Genomic DNA, 16570 nt, shown 5'->3' on the forward strand with positions numbered 1-16570 from the left:
AGCGAAATTGTTGTGTTTTGCGCTCGACGTCTTGCAACGACGCGGCTTATTTGTCAAACTAACTTAAGTGTCAGACATTATGGAAGATGACTCTTATCACTTGTATAGGCCACCGTTTGCCGTTCATATTTAACGCAAGCCGTTTAATGATAGTTGCAACGACAGCCGTTACAAGTCAGAATAATTAAAAAAGGATGACTACGATGACTCAAAAATCATTTCCTATCGCGGCTGAGTTTGTCGCCGCTGCCAATACTACCGCCGAGCAGTACACCAAAGAATACCAACAATCTATCGCGTCACCTGAGGCGAACGATGCCTTTTGGGCCAAGCGTGCCGAGCTGATTGATTGGATAAAAAAACCCACCAAAATCAGCGACGTCAGTTATGACTTAGAAGATTTTCATATCAAATGGTATGAGGATGGTGAGCTTAATATTTCAGTCAACTGCCTTGATCGCCATGTCAAAAATCACCCTTATAAGCCTGCTATTATTTGGGAAGGTGACCATCCATCGCTGCACAAAATTATCTCATTTAAAGAGCTGCACGAAGCGGTGTGTCGTCTCGGGAATGCCATGCGCAAACTTGGGGTCAAAAAAGGCGACCGCGTCACTTTATATATGCCAATGATACCAGAAGCGATGGTCGCCATGCTGGCGTGTACACGCATTGGCGCAGTGCATTCGGTGGTATTTGGCGGTTTTTCTGCCGAGAGTTTGGGCAATCGCATTATCGACAGCCAATCAAAATTGGTCATTACCGCCGACGAAGGTATTCGCGGTAATAAACGCACGCCGCTCAAAGCCAATGTTGACCGTGCGTTAGACATGGATGGCACCGATAGCGTGACCAATGTCGTGGTCGTCCATCGTACGGGTAACTCTGTGCCGATGAGCGGTCGCCGCGATGTCTGGTATCACAGTTTGGTCGATGGCGAATCAAAGCATTGCGAGCCTGAAATCATGAATGCCGAGGATCCGCTGTTTTTATTATATACCTCAGGCTCTACCGGTAAGCCAAAAGGCGTGCTGCATACCACTGGCGGTTATATCACTTATGCGCTTTCGACCTTCCGAGATGTGTTTGATATCAAAGAAGACGATGTCTACTGGTGTACCGCCGATGTCGGCTGGGTGACCGGTCATACTTATGCCACTTATGCACCGCTTGCTAATGGGACGACGACGGTCATGTTCGAGGGCGTACCAGAGTATCCAACCTGGGCGCGTATTGGACATATTATTGATAAACACCAAATCACGATTTTATACACGGCACCGACGGCCATCCGTGCGATGATGAAAGAAGGCGATACCTTTGTCCGTGAATCTGACCGTTCAAGTTTGCGCTTGCTTGGCTCCGTTGGTGAACCGATCAATCCAGAAGCGTGGGATTGGTATTACAATGTCGTTGGCGGCGGTAAATGTCCGATTGTCGATACGTGGTGGCAGACAGAAACCGGCGGTATCTTACTGGCGCCAATACCGGGTACTGTCGATATGAAACCGGGTGCGGCGATGAATCCGCTATATGGCATCGAGCCGGTCGTCGTCGATGCTGATGGTCATGTCTTAGAAGGTGCGGCAGAAGGTAACCTTGCGATTAGTGGCGGCTGGCCGGGGCAGATGCGTACTATTTATAATGATCACGAGCGCTTTTTAAAAACCTATTTCACAGAATATCCGGGCTATTACTTTACTGGCGATGGTGCGCAGCGTGACGAAGACGGTCACTACTGGATTACCGGACGCGTGGATGATGTGCTCAATGTTGCCGGGCATCGCTTGGGCACGGCAGAGATTGAAAGCGCGGTGGTTGCGCACCCAGCAACGGCTGAAGCAGCGATTGTCGGTATGCCGCATGACATTCGCGGTATGGGGGTTTGTGCCTTTATCATTCTAAAATCGGGCGAAACCGCAACGGATGCTTTAAAATCTGAGCTCAATCGCCACGTGCGTGCGGAGATTGGCCCGATTGCCAACTTGGATGCTATTTATATGGTGGATGTCTTACCCAAGACGCGCTCTGGTAAAATCATGCGCCGTATCCTGCGAAATCTTGCCGCAGGGCAATATGTTGGTCTGGGCGATTTATCGACCCTTGCTGATAGCGCTGTCATCAATGAGCTGATTGACGTGGTCAAAGCGGAACGCGGAGAGTAAAGAGTATGATTCGTTAATTGGATATACTAAAAGAATATGCACTAAACTAATTTTTCCCTTCTTTAAAAGCCATACTATCGTAAATATTATGGCTTTTTTACGTAGAGGTTATTGCTATTAGCGCGCTTTAAAGTTTCAATAACTTTTGTTTTTCTCCATATTTACAAGGTTTACCGTCATTATGCTGAACTCTTCTTTGCAGCCTACGCCGATATCAGCGCCAAAAATTGCCATTATCGGTGCTGGCTTAACGGGACTATTTACTGCCACCTTATTAGAGCGCGCTTCTAGCCAAATGAATGAGCAGAAAATTAATGACAAATCCTCAATACCAGAAATCACTATTTTTGAGAAATCACGCAGCGTCGGGCGTCTAGCAACACGTTACCGCAGCGATAGCCTTACTGATAAAAACTGGCAATGGGCATTTGGGGCGCAGTTTTTTACCGCCAAGAGCGCAAGCTTTCAACAATTTATTGAACCGTGGTCACAGACAGGTTTGCTACAGCCATGGTGCGCGCAAGTAGTGAGCTTAACGCCAATGTCGGCAAATAATCAGAAACCCGATATTCACTTCAAAGAGCAATGGGGCAGTACGCAAGCGCGTTATATCAGCACGCCAAAGATGACCAGTTGGGGACGAGCATTGGCTGATGAATTGCAGCATAGCACCATTAAGTTTAACACCCGCGTCGCGCCATTATCTCAATATAAGCAAACGCCAAATAGCAACATCAATAATAAAACTAACGACAAAACCAGTGAAAAAACCAGTAATAAAACTGAGCTATTCGATGAAAATAGCAACAGTCTTGGTCATTTTGATTGGGTGATTTGTACCGCGCCAAATGGCCAAGCAGTCGAGATTATGGCTGATAGCGGTTTTAGTGAATGCGCAAAAATCACTGAGCCAAAAATGCAGGCGTGCTATAGCTTAATGCTTGGTTGGAATGAGAACCAACCATTACCTGAGGCGCTAAGCCGTTTAGACACAGCGTGGGATGTGGCTTATGTACAGGATTCTATCATTGATAGAATATTTATCGAACATCATAAACCTGAGCATCATACGCTATTACCCAGCATGACCATTCATGCGCGCAACGACTGGTCAGAGCAGCACGTCGATGACGATATCAATACCATAAAAGCAAAGTTGTTAGAAGCCGCTCAGCGAGCATTAAACTGGAATGCGGAGAGCGCGCCAAGCCAAGTTGATTGTCACCGTTGGCGTTACGCCGCGACCGTAACCGCTTCTCATAAAGAGCAGTTAGGAGTATTGGTTGATGATAAGCAACAATGGATTGTCAGCGGCGATTGGTGCGGACAAGGTAATATCGAAAGCTGCTATCAAATGGCGGCGCAGACGGTGACAGCGATGGTTTAATTTACAGATAATAAAGGCTTTAAGGAATTAAACTTAGACGTATTACATCATAATAAATTTGAATTTATATAGATCATTAACTTATAGGCAAAAAAGAGCCCACGAAGGAGGTGTCGTGGGCTGAGGAAAACTTATCATGCGACCGAGCTACTACTGATTAACGAGCCACAAGTAAATTGATCAAGATTTATTATTGTTAATATAAAGATGATGACAAAATCTATGATTTCAAGAAATTATCACGTCTGCTTACAATTTCCAGTGTACAACTGTATTTATTCCTCAGTCATCATAACTGAAATTGGTCGATTTACCTAGCTTGCTTACATGTCATTACGTTTTGGTTTATTATCCGCCGATTATTGGCTAAAAACATTCATAACAAACATTTTGCTAAGGATTTTTTGCTCAAAAACACTTGCAATTGAGTAAAGCCAAAACCAACCGGCACAGAAGCATGACGACATGGCGGAAAAATGCTAAGCTAGCCACATTCTTATCGCTCACTATAAACTGGGTTTGTCATGACCGAGAGTACACCGCTGCACACACCAGAACAAAAACCGCTACCAACGCCAAACGACAGAAGTATCTTTAACCTACCCAACAATCTTACGATTGCGCGTATTTTAATGATTCCGCTGTTTGTGGCGATTGCTTATTGGCCACCCGCCATGGGAATTGGCATGCCAGCGATTTCGGACAATGTCATCGCGCGAGTAGGTATGAGCGAATTTAGCGACAGTTTGCTGCGCCATTTGCTGCTAACCGGTGTGTTTATTGTCGCCGCAGTGACGGATTGGCTGGATGGTTATTTTGCCCGTAAGCTTAACGTGGTCTCTGCTTTTGGGCGCTTCTTAGACCCAGTCGCTGATAAGCTCATGGTCGCAGCCGCACTGATTATCTTGGTACAATGGCATCCCAATATCATTATGGCGATTGCCGCGATTGTGATTATCTCGCGTGAAATTGCCGTCTCGGCGCTACGCGAGTGGATGGCGGAGCTTGGCAATCGCACCAGTGTCGCCGTTTCTTATGTTGGTAAACTCAAAACCACTTTTCAGATGATCGCCATAACTGTGTTATTGTTAAATTGGCAATCGCTTGAAATGATAGGGTATGTCTTGATGGTGGCGGCGGTAATTTTAACCTTATGGTCTATGATGATTTACTTAAGAGCGGCTTGGCCGTATTTAAAACAAAGCGGTTAGTATATAGAATAAATGCTATCAGTCCTTAAGTTTACATGCTTAAGTTTAAACCGCTCATAAACAAAAACGCCAGTCATGATAAGTGACTGGCGTTTTTTATTTATCATAGTTTTAAGTGTATTTAATGATCAAATAATTACAACTCAATAGAGAAATTTTCCCCTAAGCTTTTTTCAATCGCTGTATCGGTAACTGCCGCCGCCGTCATTTTGACCGCGCTGGTAATGGCATTACCATTTGCCCAGTATTCCGCCCCATGCGGCACCACTTTAATCAGCTGTACCCTTGGATCTTCTTTGCCTTGCTCAAAATAGGCGTTATACATAACCGACCATAGTTCATCGAGTTTTTCCGCATCCTCAACCAATTCAGCAGTACCAGAAATAGATAGATACCTATCATCACCTTTAGATGTATAAGCCAAATTTACTTCCGCATTTTGTTTAATGTTATCAACAGTCTCAGATGGCGTGTGTCCGATAAACCAAATTTCTTTGGCGCCAATGCTGGTTTCGGTGGTATTCATCGGGCAAGAGTGCAGATGGTCTTCGCCATTGCGTGTGGTCATCATGGTATATTTAATATCTTTTACCATCGCTTGGATGGTATCCATTTGCGCTTGTTTACTCATAATAGTTATCCTTTACTATTGAAATAGGCAGTTTGAGTTTCAGGTTTAAAAGTTTAAAAGCTACCGGCAGATAATTAATGAATCATTAATAACTCTTAGCCGATGACTCGTTATGTGTGCAATCAGTTATTAATATAATAAAGTTGCTTAATAAAACGATATAGCTGCTCTGTAATACGCTGTGACGCTTTGTAAGCTTTAAGGTTTTGATTAAACAAAAAAACGCCAGTAAATTAATAATTTACTGGCGTTCAAATAGATGTCTTATTTTTTGTTTTTTATTATTAAGACAGCAAAACTTACAGAAAGCGAGGTTATAGAGAGACGGAGAAAGTCTCGCCTAAATCTTCAGCAGTTTTACCTTCTTGCACCGCTGCAGTTGCCATTTTAAACATATTGACCACTGAGCTACCGCTAATCCAGCACTCGGCACCATGTGGTACCACTTTAATCAATTGGACGTTTTCATCTTCTTTACCTTCAGCGAAAAAGGCGTTATAAACAGGCGACCATAGCTCATCTAACTTGTCTTTATCGGTTGATAATTCAGCGTTACCACTGATAGAAACGTAATTCTTTTCATCTTGAGTAGCGTATGTTAATCCAATTCTTGCATCGTTTTGAATGTCTTTGACGACGTCTGAGGTTTTATCACCGATAAACCAAATTTCTTTGGCAGCGACATCCGCTTTATTAGTGGTCATCGGCCAAGCATGAATGTCACCTTTTTTATTGGTAGTACTCATCATAGCAAATTTTACGTCTTTGATGATTTCTTGAATTTTCGCGATATGCTCTTGGTTACTCATTAGGTTTATCCTTTTATCATTATAGCAAGTGGTTCTTTGTTTAACTTATGGTTGCTTATTAATCATTCAGTTTAGACAAGCCAGCGCCGTTTATAATAATTTTTATGAGCAGGTTATAGATATAGTTTTAAAGCTCTTTATATTTATTAGCTTGTTATAAGGCGCTTAACTCATCGCAACTGCCAACTAGAATAGCGATTATCACTCTCTTATTTATATAGGTCGCCAGTAATGCGATGTGAGTGTTTGTAAGGTTTACAAGAATTAGGTAAAAATTGTGACGCCAGCTGAGCAATATTTCTCTGACGAAAAGTTTTTTATCTTGGTTTTGACCTGCTTATTACAGGGCTTCTTGTTATAATACGCAGACCATTTACTTTGCATGGCAGAGATGCCTTGATCTTACGGATTATGCCTTTATGATGACCATCGCCGGACAACCGTTTCTTACCGATTTTCAGACGCAGCAACTCATCAGTCAGTTTCAGCAAAAAACCGAGCTAAATGTCAGCCAGATTCATACTCAGCAGGTTTATGTGTTATCGCGCGACCTCGTAGGTGATGAGCAGAAAAAAGCGCTGGATTTGTTTGGGGTGCATGCCGATATTCAACTTGCCACCCCTGAAGACAATCAAATACAAGTGATCGTCGGTCCGCGTTTTGGGACGATTTCGCCGTGGGCCAGTAAAGCGACCGATATTTTTAATAACTGTGAAATTGAGATTAAACGCGTCGAGCGCGTTATCGTTTATACCCTAACGATTGACGCAAAAGCAGACGGTGAATTGAGCGCGACCAATAACACGTTATCTAAAGCCGCTGAGCAATTATTGTTTGACCGTATGACCCAAAGCCTAGTTTATGATTTAAATGACGTAAATAAGCTGTTTGATGATGAACAGCCAGCGTCGCTTAATCGCATCGATGTCATCGGTCAAGGTCAATCAGCACTAGAGAATGCCAATAAAGAATTTGGTTTTGCCTTGTCGAGCGAAGATATCGACTATCTAATGAATGCCTACGTTAATGAGCTAAAGCGTAATCCAACTGACGTTGAGCTGATGATGTTTGCACAGGCCAACTCAGAGCATTGCCGTCATAAGATTTTCAACGCTGAATGGACAGTCGATGGTGTAGTACAGCCAAAATCCCTATTTCAGATGATTAAAAATACTTATAAAGCCAATCCACAAGGTATTTTGTCGGCTTATAAAGACAACGCCGCGGTGATGGCTGGTGCTAAGGGGCTGCGTTACTACCCAGTGCCGACAGATGCCACGGATGCAAATTCTGCCCATCCTTATGGCTTTCATAAAGAAGAAATCGATATCTTAATGAAAGTTGAAACCCATAACCATCCAACGGCGATTGCGCCTTATGCGGGTGCAGCGACAGGTGCAGGCGGTGAGATTCGTGATGAAGGCGCAACGGGACGTGGCGGTAAGCCAAAAGCCGGTCTGACGGGTTTCCATGTATCACATCTGCATATTCCAGAGCTTGCGGAAAAATGGGAACACTCGGGGCAAGTAAGCACAAAGGACTATGGAACGCCCGATCGTATGGCCACCAGCCTTGAGATTATGACCGAAGCACCACTTGGCTCAGCCAATTTCTCGAACGAGTTTGGTCGTCCAAACCTATGCGGGTATTTCCGTAGTTTCCAATTAGACACTTCAGCAGCAAAAGATGGCAGCCAAATGCGCGGCTATCATAAGCCCATCATGCTGGCAGGTGGTTACGGTAACATCAAACGTAACCTAATAGAAAAAAATGCCATTCAACAAGGTGATCTCTTGATCGTTCTTGGCGGCCCTGCGATGCAAATTGGGTTGGGCGGCGGCGCAGCATCGTCTGTTGATAGCGGCGAGTTAGATGAAGGCTTGGACTTCGCTTCTGTGCAGCGCGATAACGCCGAGATGGAGCGTCGCTGCCAAGAAGTCATCGATCGCTGCTGGGCCTTAGCTGGGAATGATGTCGATGCAAGTAACAACAGCGCGGACGGTAACCCAATCGTCTCATTACATGACGTTGGTGCAGGTGGTCTATCAAACGCCATGCCAGAATTGGTCAATGACCACGAGATGGGCGCCCATTTAAACCTGCGTAAAATCCCATCGCTAGAAGCGGGCATGTCGCCGATGGCGATTTGGTCAAACGAAGCGCAAGAGCGGTATGTGCTAGCGATTCGCCCAGAGAGTAAAGATCAGTTTGATGCCATCTGTGCGCGTGAGCGTTGCCCGTATGCTATCTTAGGGGAAGCGACTGAAATACGTCAGCTTATCGTTGATGATGAATTGTTAGACGCGCAGCCAGTCGATATGCCGATGCAAGTATTGCTCGGTGGTACGCCGCAGATGCAGCGTAGCTTTAATCGTCAAGACAATGAATTGCCGCCGCTTGAGCTTAATGACTTTAATTTAGCTGAATCTATCAAAGATGTGCTGCGTCATCCAACCGTTGCGAGCAAATCATTCCTCATTAGCATCGGTGACCGCTCAATCACTGGTATGGTTGTTCGCGATCAGTACGTCGGTCGCTATCAAGTGCCGGTTGCCGATTGCGCCGTTACCGCGTCTGGTTTATTAGCGCTAGATGGTCAGCCGATGAGCGGTGAAGCGATGAGCGTTGGTGAACGTACGCCTGTTGCCCTTATTAGCCCAAAAGCTTCTGCACGCTTAGCCGTCGGTGAAGCGATTACCAATATTGCTGGTGCGCGTATTAATCAGTTATCTGATATCACCATGTCAGCGAACTGGATGGCAGCCTGCGGCGATGACAATGAGGACGCTGCATTGTTTGACGCTGTGTATGCGATCGGTGAAGAGCTATGCCCAGCACTCGGTATAGCGATTCCTGTTGGTAAAGACTCGCTATCGATGCGTGCTAATTGGACGGATAGCAACAAAGACGGCAGCAAAGATAAATCAGTCGTATCGCCAATGAGCCTCGTCATTACTGCTTTTGCGCCTGTTATTGATGTGGCAAAAACCTTAACACCTGAGCTAATCAATGGTGACAGCGCCTTCTACCGTGTTGATTTATCAAAAGGCAAACTGCGCCTTGGCGGTTCAATCCTTGCGCAAACAGCAAGCCAATTAGGCAATGAATGTCCTGACCTTGAAAAGCCAAGCGATTTAATAGACTTCTTTAACTTTATCCAAGCGGGTAATGCCCAAGGCGTCATCAGTGCTTATCACGATATTGGTGATGGTGGCTTGCTGGCGACGATTGCAGAGATGCAATTCACCAGTCGACAAGGTATCAAGCTGTCATTGGACGATAAAAATTTACTCGGTCAATTATTCAGTGAAGAGCTGGGCGCGGTCATTCAGGTCTTACCAGAAAATGTCGCTGCTCTTATGCAATTGGCAGAAGAATTTAACATCAGCGATATGCTCAGCCTCGTCGGTCAAAGCTGTGAGGAAGACAGCTTAATCATCCAAACGCCGCTACATATGGGCGATGATACCTTACGCTTTAGCCGTTCTGAGCTACAACAAGAATGGAGTCAGGTCAGCTATCAAATCGCCCGCCGCCGCGACAACCCAGCGTGCGTCCAGCAAGAGTATGACTTGATTAGCGATGCTAGCCATCAAGGTCTAATCGCTGCACCAAACTTTGACCTCAATCAAAAAGTGGAAGAGCCATATTTAGCTAGCCGTGAAAGCAAGCCAAGAGTCGCTATCCTGCGTGAGCAAGGCGTCAACGGTCAGACCGAAATGGCAGCAGGCTTTACCCAAGCGGGCTTTGAAGCGGTCGACGTCCACATGAGCGATTTACTTGAAGGTCGTATCAATCTACGTGACTTCGATGGTCTGGTCGCTTGTGGTGGCTTTAGTTATGGTGACGTCCTCGGCGCAGGCTCTGGCTGGGCGAACTCTATCTTGTTCCATGACGAATTGCGCATGCAGTTTGTGCGCTTCTTTGCCCGTCCTGATACCTTCTCACTCGGTGTCTGTAACGGCTGTCAGATGATGGCGCAGTTAAAAGATCTGATCCCAGGTGCGGAAAACTTTCCAAGATTTATTGCTAATAAATCGGCGCGATTTGAGGCGCGTACGGTCAACGTCAAAGTCGAGCGCACCAAGTCTATCCTATTCAAAGGCATGCAAGACAGCATCCTGCCAATCGCTGTTGCCCACGGTGAAGGCTATGCCACGCTGGACAATACCGAGATCGACGGTATGGCAAAACACGGTCAGCTCGCCATGCGCTTTGTCGATAGCCAAGGTCATCCAACTGAGACTTATCCGCTCAATCCAAACGGTTCGGTCGGCGGTGTCACTGGTCTGTGTAGCACCGACGGTCGCGTCACCATCATGATGCCGCACCCTGAGCGTACGCTACGTGCCTACAATCATAGCTGGAAACCAGAAGCATGGGATGAAGACGGCGCGTGGATGCGTATGTTCCGTAATGCGCGGGCTTGGTTGCGTTAAGCTGTTTTAGGGTATTATTTTAGACAGATGTTTTTTAAAATGAGAAGGTGGGCGCAAAGCTCACCTTTTTTTGTATTTGGGATTTGAGTTTTAAGAAGTAGGCGGAGCTATTCCCGCCTTCCGCTTGTATCTGCCAGTCTAGGCGAGGCGCTGGCTACGGTTTGGGTCGTCGCTTGCTCCGCGTCGCCACCCAAAACCTACCCATCGCAACTCGCCCAAACCAGCAGGATACCGCTACAGTCGGGGCTAGCGGCGACATTGTGTTCTTGATACTATCTATTGTGGTTTAGAGATTTCATCTTATAAAGACGCGATTTTTACTTTATTGAATTTACGTTACGGATACTATTTGGATGACAAAAATAATCGACTATATGAACGAGTTTCCTCTACCAATGAGCTGTGTACCGCTAACTTTGAAGTCGCTTCTTTCACAAAAAAGTATCGATATATCAGATAGTAAAATAAATGTAACCACCCGATTTGAAAAAAATCAGTATATGGATGGATATGAGTATCTGCATATGCTCATGGTTTGTATTCCTGAGAAAGATATTCAATCTCTTAAAGTGCTACCAGAAAGTACAGAGGGCACAGTCAAATCATCTACGCCAACTTGTGATGAAGTAGGTGGTATTTATCCAATTCAAACAAATGTGTCAGGATACGACTATATTGTCGCATCATGGGGCGATGGGTCACGTTATTCCTATAACTTAGCTGAAAAAGTGTGGATGACTTTAGGATTGTCACCAAGAGTTATAGGTAATGATGTACAAAAAATAATATATGATGATTTATCACTACCTATCATAGGGGTTAGCGAAGGAGATGTTGCTTCTGAATTTGAGTTTAATCTCAAGCGAGATGTTTATTGGACGATGCGAAATGATTATTTGAGAAAGTATTTATGGATGACGGGCTGTTATGGTGTGCGAGTTTTCTTCTATGAAGCATATATAGATGACAGTTCTGAAGTAAGACAATTAATAAATGGTAATAATCACTATAATGAAATTATTGGCAATGGCTGGGGTGAACTAGATATAAGTGAAGTTGATGGAAAAATACTATTACAGCTATGGGCATCAGTTGTAGCAGTTTCTCCAGTTTTATGTAGTGAACAGGATATTTATTCATTGATATGGCCAGGCGATTCACAGCCCATTACACGTAATCAAGTTAGAGATATTCGTAGTAATAAATACGCTTATTTAGATGATAGGTTTTTAGAAAAATATGAGAAAAATAAAGTTTTTAGTGCTGTACCTTTTAAAGTCCATAATGGTTTCTCCAGCTGTCCTTCATATAAAGGCCAATGGGGATTTCGAGATTGTAAGCGAGTAGGCAGAAATATAATCAAAGCTCCTTTCTATGAGCTATATAGAGGTATACCAGACCAAGAGGTTTATCACGCACACCAATATGCGATCTCAGAAGAAGAGTTTGTAGCTAGAGATAGTTCAGAAGAGCATATTGTTTCTAAAGTAGATAGACTATTACTACAGCTAATAGATTTGAGTGAGAACTTATCGAAACTTGTTAAAGCTACTAATGGTGAAATAATGCCTCCCACTGAGTTTAGTGAGTTTGAGCGTAGACTTTATGATGAAGAGGGCTTTAGGAATTTTCCGATTATCCAGCGTATGGCGCAAGTTACTCCGTTAGACATGTATCAGCAGGATTTTCTATCTCGTTGCAAAACCTTAAACGAAATTATAGTTAGATTAAAAGTAGGTACTTTAAAAAGGGTTTTACGAGCTCTAGGCGCACGTAAAGATGAAGTTGCTAACTTAAAAGGATTAAAAGTTCTTCAAGCTATTCTAAATATTTTAGAATATTTGAATGAACAACTTGAAGATAAAGATGCATTAGCTGGTTCAGCAAATATGGTAGAGTGGAAGAACGAAAACCCTACTATAGCCCCTCTATTTGTTAATAACGATTTAAGAAACAGTGAGTCTCATGAGTCGATAGAGGATGCTATAAATTTTCTTGAAAGAATAGGTTTTGATACATCTACGGTTAATAGTGGTTACGGTAAAGCTTTAGACTTCCTACTTGATGGAGTCATTAACTCTATTGAATCAATTAATCGTAATATCACAGATTTACTTAATCGTTAAGTTTTTAAATACTTGTTGGCCGTAACAAACAGCGGGCTATATTTGTCTTCATTTACATAAGAGTTCATCAAAATTATAAGAGTTCATCAAAATTAATCTAATCTTTGGCAGTTATCCAATTACTCATCCTCCGACCGATCATTAGCCTTCTTCTGAGCCTCAGCAATCAACTCATGAATCTTTGCGCTTTCTCTTAACACACAAGCCTCATAAGCCGACAGCTGCTCATGTTCTTGTTCTTTTTTTATTTCCTGTTCTTGCTCCTGCCTTGCTTTTTCTTCCAGATATTTCTGTAGCTCGTCTTGCTCATTTTTCTCGTTGTATTGTGAGTTGCTCATGGCTTATGTCTCCTACTATTTTTTTATCCATTAATAAAAGTCATCACGACCAGCATACTTCTTATTGAGTGCACGTAGTATCGCATACGTTTCTAAATCCAGCTCGCCCGTTGGCTGCTGCGGACGGAAATGCAATTGAAAGGCATACACGACATCGCGACTGGCTTTATCCCACGCGTCTGTGTCATTGATTTGATAACCATAATCGCGAAACGCTTGCTTAATCTCAGGTATCGTTGCCGTGGCAAACGCGTCTTGATTCATAAAGAACTGCTTATCAAACTCATCATACCAAGCCCCAATGCCGTACTCCTTATGCAGTCGCTCCCAAGGGAATTTAGCACCAGGATCGATTTTACGCGACGGTGCCATATCCGCATGACCGATGATATTCTTTGCTGAGATATTATATCTTTTCGCCAAGTCTTGTACCAGCTGCGCTACTTTTTGAATCTGAACCTCATTAAATTCGACATAGTGCTCATAAGGATGATAGTCGAGCGCACCGCTTTTTAAGGCGTCTCGATATTCAGGTTTGATGCCTGGGTTGACAATCTCAATGCCGATAGAGGTATCGTTGAGTATCGTTCTACCAGCAAAACCGCCATTGCCAGCATGCCACGCGCGTTCGCCCTCGGGCACTAAGTTATAAATTTTATTATCGTTATTATCCAAAATCAGATAGTGAGCGCTGACGTCACCAGTAGTCAAAAGCCTAATAGCGCGGGCATTATTACTCACCGTATAATGCAAAATAATGGTTTTGATACGCTCGCTTTTGCCCGTAGCTTGATAGGTTTCGCTATCGATGACGAAAGGCTCGCTGGACGCTATTTGGACATTATGAGTGGTCACGCAGCCAATTAGGGGCAGCGTTAAGGCACATGCGAATGCTAAAAAGATATTTTTTGCCATGAAATGCTCTGTATGAATAAGGGTGGGCGATGATGCTTAGCTTTATCTGATATTGATAGTAGATAGATAAGATTGAGATATTTTTAAAGCTTTTTAATCCTTGCGGATTTTCTTCGCCAAAACCGTTTTCCAACTGTCTTCCAAACATTCAATCGCCAGCCAAGGCTCGATAATCTCAGCGTCAAATTTCTCTTTTGAGTTTGATAATTGCCATAGCTTTTCAAGCGTCGCAAAAGGATAGGGGCGTTCGATGAGATAAACCGGCAAATCAGTGTGAATCATACCGTCACGTACGACTTCAAAATACCAGCCAGCAATACCTTGTTTGGTCACCCAAGAGGCAATATTAGGCACTTTATTAAACTGTCCAATTTGGTCATTGATTTTGTAGCACGGACGGCGCGGCTGTACAATGCGGAGTTGGACGCTGTCGTTATCGTTATTATCAGTATTGCCATATTGCCCACCGTATTGAAAAACATCACCGATACACACCGTCGACTCATCCATTGCAGGCAGACCTTTTACCGCCTCAGTCGTTAAGTTTTCACCTAATGTGCCAACGCGTACCTTTAGACCAAACTCAGCGTTAATTTTCTCATAGGTTGCGACTGGCAGTTGATGCACGGCCTTTAGCGGGCCGCCGTGATGGCGTCGGTCGGCTTGTTCATCAGTGCTCAGACCCATAAAATTCACCGCAACCGCTTCTTTGATGGGTGCTTTATCAATCGCGCTCATCTGCTCACGGGCAAATGGCATCGCTTTGCCAGCACGGACGCAGGTTAAATTGGCAATATGTAGCGGTAAAGGTTGATTGAAATCAGCGCTATTTTTTTGGCTAGAAGATGCTATTTGCTCTATGCTCATGGATTATCCTAATCGATAGGGATTTATTAGGCGAGTGGTTAACTCATTAGAGATGTTAAAGATGGCTATTATCTTAGCCTAATCGGGCATGTGATTATATGGCTTTAGCGATTTAACCTTTATCTGTACCAAATTTTAAACAAAAAAAGACCAGAGTTGACTCTGGTCTTTTTATAAAGCAGTGCTGTTAACAAACAAGATTATTTATTTTTATTACGGCGACCTGCGGTTTTCTTCTCACGCGGTACAGCGACCAGCTCAGCCAATTGATCAGGTGACGACCATAGGCCTTCTAAGTCATAGAACTCACGCGCAGCTGGCGTCATCATATGCACGACAACAGAGCCCAAATCAATCAGCGTCCAGTCAGAATCGGTACCGCCTTCACGGCCAAGTGGCATAAAGCCCGCTTGCTTAACTTCAGCGCCGACGCTGTCTGCCATCGCACGGACGTGGCGTTTTGAAGTACCGTCAGCGATGACGATGCGCTCCATCACGTCCGTTAGATTTTCTACGTTTAAAACAGTGATATTTTTTGCTTTCATATCGTCAAGCGTGTTTTCGACTACCGCTAAGCATTCTTTTAAGCGTTCTTCAGTCATGGTATTGGTCATAAATGGTCTTCTCTTCAATCATAAATATTAAAAATAAAATAGTAAATCATCACATTGCTTGCTCACGAGCCCTTGAAAAATAGGTAAATAGGCAGGTGTTTTTGCGGCAACATGGATAAAATAGGTAAAGTTAAACGTATAAGGCGATTTTAACGGAATTGAGCAGCAGAATATAGCTGATGGTCGATAATATATTGATAAACGGCAGGATTTAGCCATTTAGCGAACGAATTGGGTACAGTCGGGTTAATGATAGCATTTATTGGCTGTAAAGTTGCGTTTTGCGAACCTTGCTTGCGCAGCTGTTGACGTACTTGGGTGCTTGATATCGCCGCCACAGGGCGCGGGTCTATATAAATGCGTCCTTGAGCGGTGTTTTTCAAGTTACTGCTGGCTGTTAAAGATTTTAAAGCTGGCGCGACAAGGTCAGTAGCCGAGTCAGTGATGAAGTGTTGCAATGCTATGGGAAGCTGAGATTGCAGTGCAGTAAGGTTTGACGTTACTAAGTCTTGATTAATAAGCTTTTCTTGTGCAATAGTATTTTCATCATTATTAATAATAATAGGGTCATTTTCAGCAATGCTAAGCCGATTAAATACCCATAAATTGACATAATCGGTCAGAGCCAGACCATTTTTCCATTTATCCAAACTCTGCGCACTGTCCATACCCATGATAAATATCAGGCTATCGTGCGGGTAGCGCGCGCGTAAGGTTTTTACGCTATCAATGGTATAGACCGGCGGCGCTTGCCAGAGCTCAAGCTCATTGATTTTTAGCGGGGTATCTTTTATAGCCAGCTTTAGCATGGCTAGGCGGTGCTTAGGGTCGGTGCTGTCTGCTTTAAACGGCGAGCGCGCATTGGGCAATAATGACACCTGTAGCTCGCGCTGTTGATGCTTTGCTATTGGTAATAAACTTTGATAAACATACAGCGCCATTTGCAAATGACCATTATGCACAGGATCAAATGAGCCACCCAAATAGGCGCGAATGGCGGGTTTGGCGTTTTTCGTTAGGTGATAGTCTTTAGAATAAGCCATAAATAAATGAGCAAAAAGCGCTGCG

At 44.0% G+C, this 16570-nt stretch carries 12 protein-coding genes; 5 read left to right on the forward strand and 7 right to left on the reverse strand.

The genetic code is table 11. The features are described from left to right. The first annotated feature begins 203 nt into the window (after window positions 1-203). From acs to pgsA, 3 genes are all read left to right on the forward strand, one after another. The gene (gene acs, locus IQ457_RS06110) at window positions 204-2165 is read left to right on the forward strand and encodes an acetate--CoA ligase (RefSeq protein ID WP_200662479.1); all 1962 of its coding nucleotides are present in this window, start codon (window positions 204-206) and stop codon (window positions 2163-2165) included. A gap of 181 nt (window positions 2166-2346) precedes the next feature. Next, window positions 2347-3552: an NAD(P)/FAD-dependent oxidoreductase gene (locus tag IQ457_RS06115; protein ID WP_200662480.1), complete on the forward strand. Its 1206-nt coding sequence runs from the start codon at window positions 2347-2349 to the stop codon at window positions 3550-3552. 524 nt (window positions 3553-4076) lie between these two features. Further along, entirely contained in the window at window positions 4077-4763 is a 687-nt protein-coding gene (gene pgsA / locus IQ457_RS06120; RefSeq protein ID WP_200662481.1) for a CDP-diacylglycerol--glycerol-3-phosphate 3-phosphatidyltransferase, read from the forward strand. A gap of 136 nt (window positions 4764-4899) precedes the next feature. Here pgsA and IQ457_RS06125 read toward each other — a convergent pair whose 3' ends face one another. Both IQ457_RS06125 and IQ457_RS06130 read right to left on the reverse strand, forming a co-directional pair. Then, window positions 4900-5394, reverse strand: a complete 495-nt coding sequence (locus tag IQ457_RS06125) for a pyridoxamine 5'-phosphate oxidase family protein (RefSeq protein WP_200662482.1) — start codon at window positions 5392-5394, stop codon at window positions 4900-4902. A gap of 314 nt (window positions 5395-5708) precedes the next feature. Beyond that, a complete protein-coding gene (locus tag IQ457_RS06130; RefSeq protein ID WP_102077008.1) occupies window positions 5709-6203 on the reverse strand; it encodes a pyridoxamine 5'-phosphate oxidase family protein in 495 nt (164 codons plus the stop codon). A gap of 419 nt (window positions 6204-6622) precedes the next feature. On the opposite strand from IQ457_RS06130, the gene purL reads away from it, so the two are divergent. Both purL and IQ457_RS06140 read left to right on the forward strand, forming a co-directional pair. Next, on the forward strand, window positions 6623-10642 hold the full coding sequence (gene purL, locus IQ457_RS06135) for a phosphoribosylformylglycinamidine synthase (protein ID WP_200662483.1): 4020 nt from the start codon (window positions 6623-6625) through the stop codon (window positions 10640-10642). Window positions 10643-10995: 353 nt separating this feature from the next. Then, window positions 10996-12768 carry a hypothetical protein gene (locus IQ457_RS06140; protein ID WP_200662484.1) on the forward strand — a complete coding sequence of 591 codons (1773 nt, stop codon included), beginning with the start codon at window positions 10996-10998 and terminating at the stop codon, window positions 12766-12768. A gap of 119 nt (window positions 12769-12887) precedes the next feature. Here IQ457_RS06140 and IQ457_RS06145 read toward each other — a convergent pair whose 3' ends face one another. The 5 genes from IQ457_RS06145 to IQ457_RS06165 form a co-directional block, all read right to left on the reverse strand. Beyond that, window positions 12888-13106, reverse strand: a complete 219-nt coding sequence (locus IQ457_RS06145) for a hypothetical protein (protein ID WP_200662485.1) — start codon at window positions 13104-13106, stop codon at window positions 12888-12890. A 30-nt stretch (window positions 13107-13136) separates the two neighbouring features. After that, complete coding sequence (locus IQ457_RS06150) at window positions 13137-14021, reverse strand: N-acetylmuramoyl-L-alanine amidase (protein ID WP_200662486.1); 885 nt, start codon at window positions 14019-14021, stop codon at window positions 13137-13139. Between the two features lie 93 nt (window positions 14022-14114). Next, entirely contained in the window at window positions 14115-14888 is a 774-nt protein-coding gene (locus IQ457_RS06155; RefSeq protein WP_200662487.1) for an MOSC domain-containing protein, read from the reverse strand. Window positions 14889-15088: 200 nt separating this feature from the next. Beyond that, the gene (rsfS, locus tag IQ457_RS06160; protein WP_068406254.1) at window positions 15089-15502 is read right to left on the reverse strand and encodes a ribosome silencing factor; all 414 of its coding nucleotides are present in this window, start codon (window positions 15500-15502) and stop codon (window positions 15089-15091) included. A gap of 149 nt (window positions 15503-15651) precedes the next feature. Then, window positions 15652-16545: a nicotinate-nicotinamide nucleotide adenylyltransferase gene (locus IQ457_RS06165; RefSeq protein WP_200662488.1), complete on the reverse strand. Its 894-nt coding sequence runs from the start codon at window positions 16543-16545 to the stop codon at window positions 15652-15654. Window positions 16546-16570 lie beyond the last annotated feature (25 nt).

The organism is Psychrobacter sp. M9-54-1, assembly GCF_016613355.1.
GTDB lineage: Bacteria > Pseudomonadota > Gammaproteobacteria > Pseudomonadales > Moraxellaceae > Psychrobacter > Psychrobacter faecalis.

Bases quoted from the DNA above. Each gene is read 5' to 3' on its own strand.
- IQ457_RS06155 (WP_200662487.1), bottom strand. From the start codon at position 14,888: ATGAGCATAGAGCAAATAGCATCTTCTAGCCAAAAAAATAGCGCTGAT.
- IQ457_RS06115 (WP_200662480.1), top strand. From the start codon at position 2,347: ATGCTGAACTCTTCTTTGCAGCCTACGCCGATATCAGCGCCAAAAATT.
- IQ457_RS06140 (WP_200662484.1), top strand. From the start codon at position 10,996: ATGACAAAAATAATCGACTATATGAACGAGTTTCCTCTACCAATGAGC.
- IQ457_RS06125 (WP_200662482.1), bottom strand. From the start codon at position 5,394: ATGAGTAAACAAGCGCAAATGGATACCATCCAAGCGATGGTAAAAGAT.
- purL (WP_200662483.1), top strand. From the start codon at position 6,623: ATGATGACCATCGCCGGACAACCGTTTCTTACCGATTTTCAGACGCAG.
- IQ457_RS06165 (WP_200662488.1), bottom strand. From the start codon at position 16,545: ATGGCTTATTCTAAAGACTATCACCTAACGAAAAACGCCAAACCCGCC.
- acs (WP_200662479.1), top strand. From the start codon at position 204: ATGACTCAAAAATCATTTCCTATCGCGGCTGAGTTTGTCGCCGCTGCC.
- rsfS (WP_068406254.1), bottom strand. From the start codon at position 15,502: ATGACCAATACCATGACTGAAGAACGCTTAAAAGAATGCTTAGCGGTA.
- IQ457_RS06145 (WP_200662485.1), bottom strand. From the start codon at position 13,106: ATGAGCAACTCACAATACAACGAGAAAAATGAGCAAGACGAGCTACAG.
- IQ457_RS06130 (WP_102077008.1), bottom strand. From the start codon at position 6,203: ATGAGTAACCAAGAGCATATCGCGAAAATTCAAGAAATCATCAAAGAC.
- IQ457_RS06150 (WP_200662486.1), bottom strand. From the start codon at position 14,021: ATGGCAAAAAATATCTTTTTAGCATTCGCATGTGCCTTAACGCTGCCC.
- pgsA (WP_200662481.1), top strand. From the start codon at position 4,077: ATGACCGAGAGTACACCGCTGCACACACCAGAACAAAAACCGCTACCA.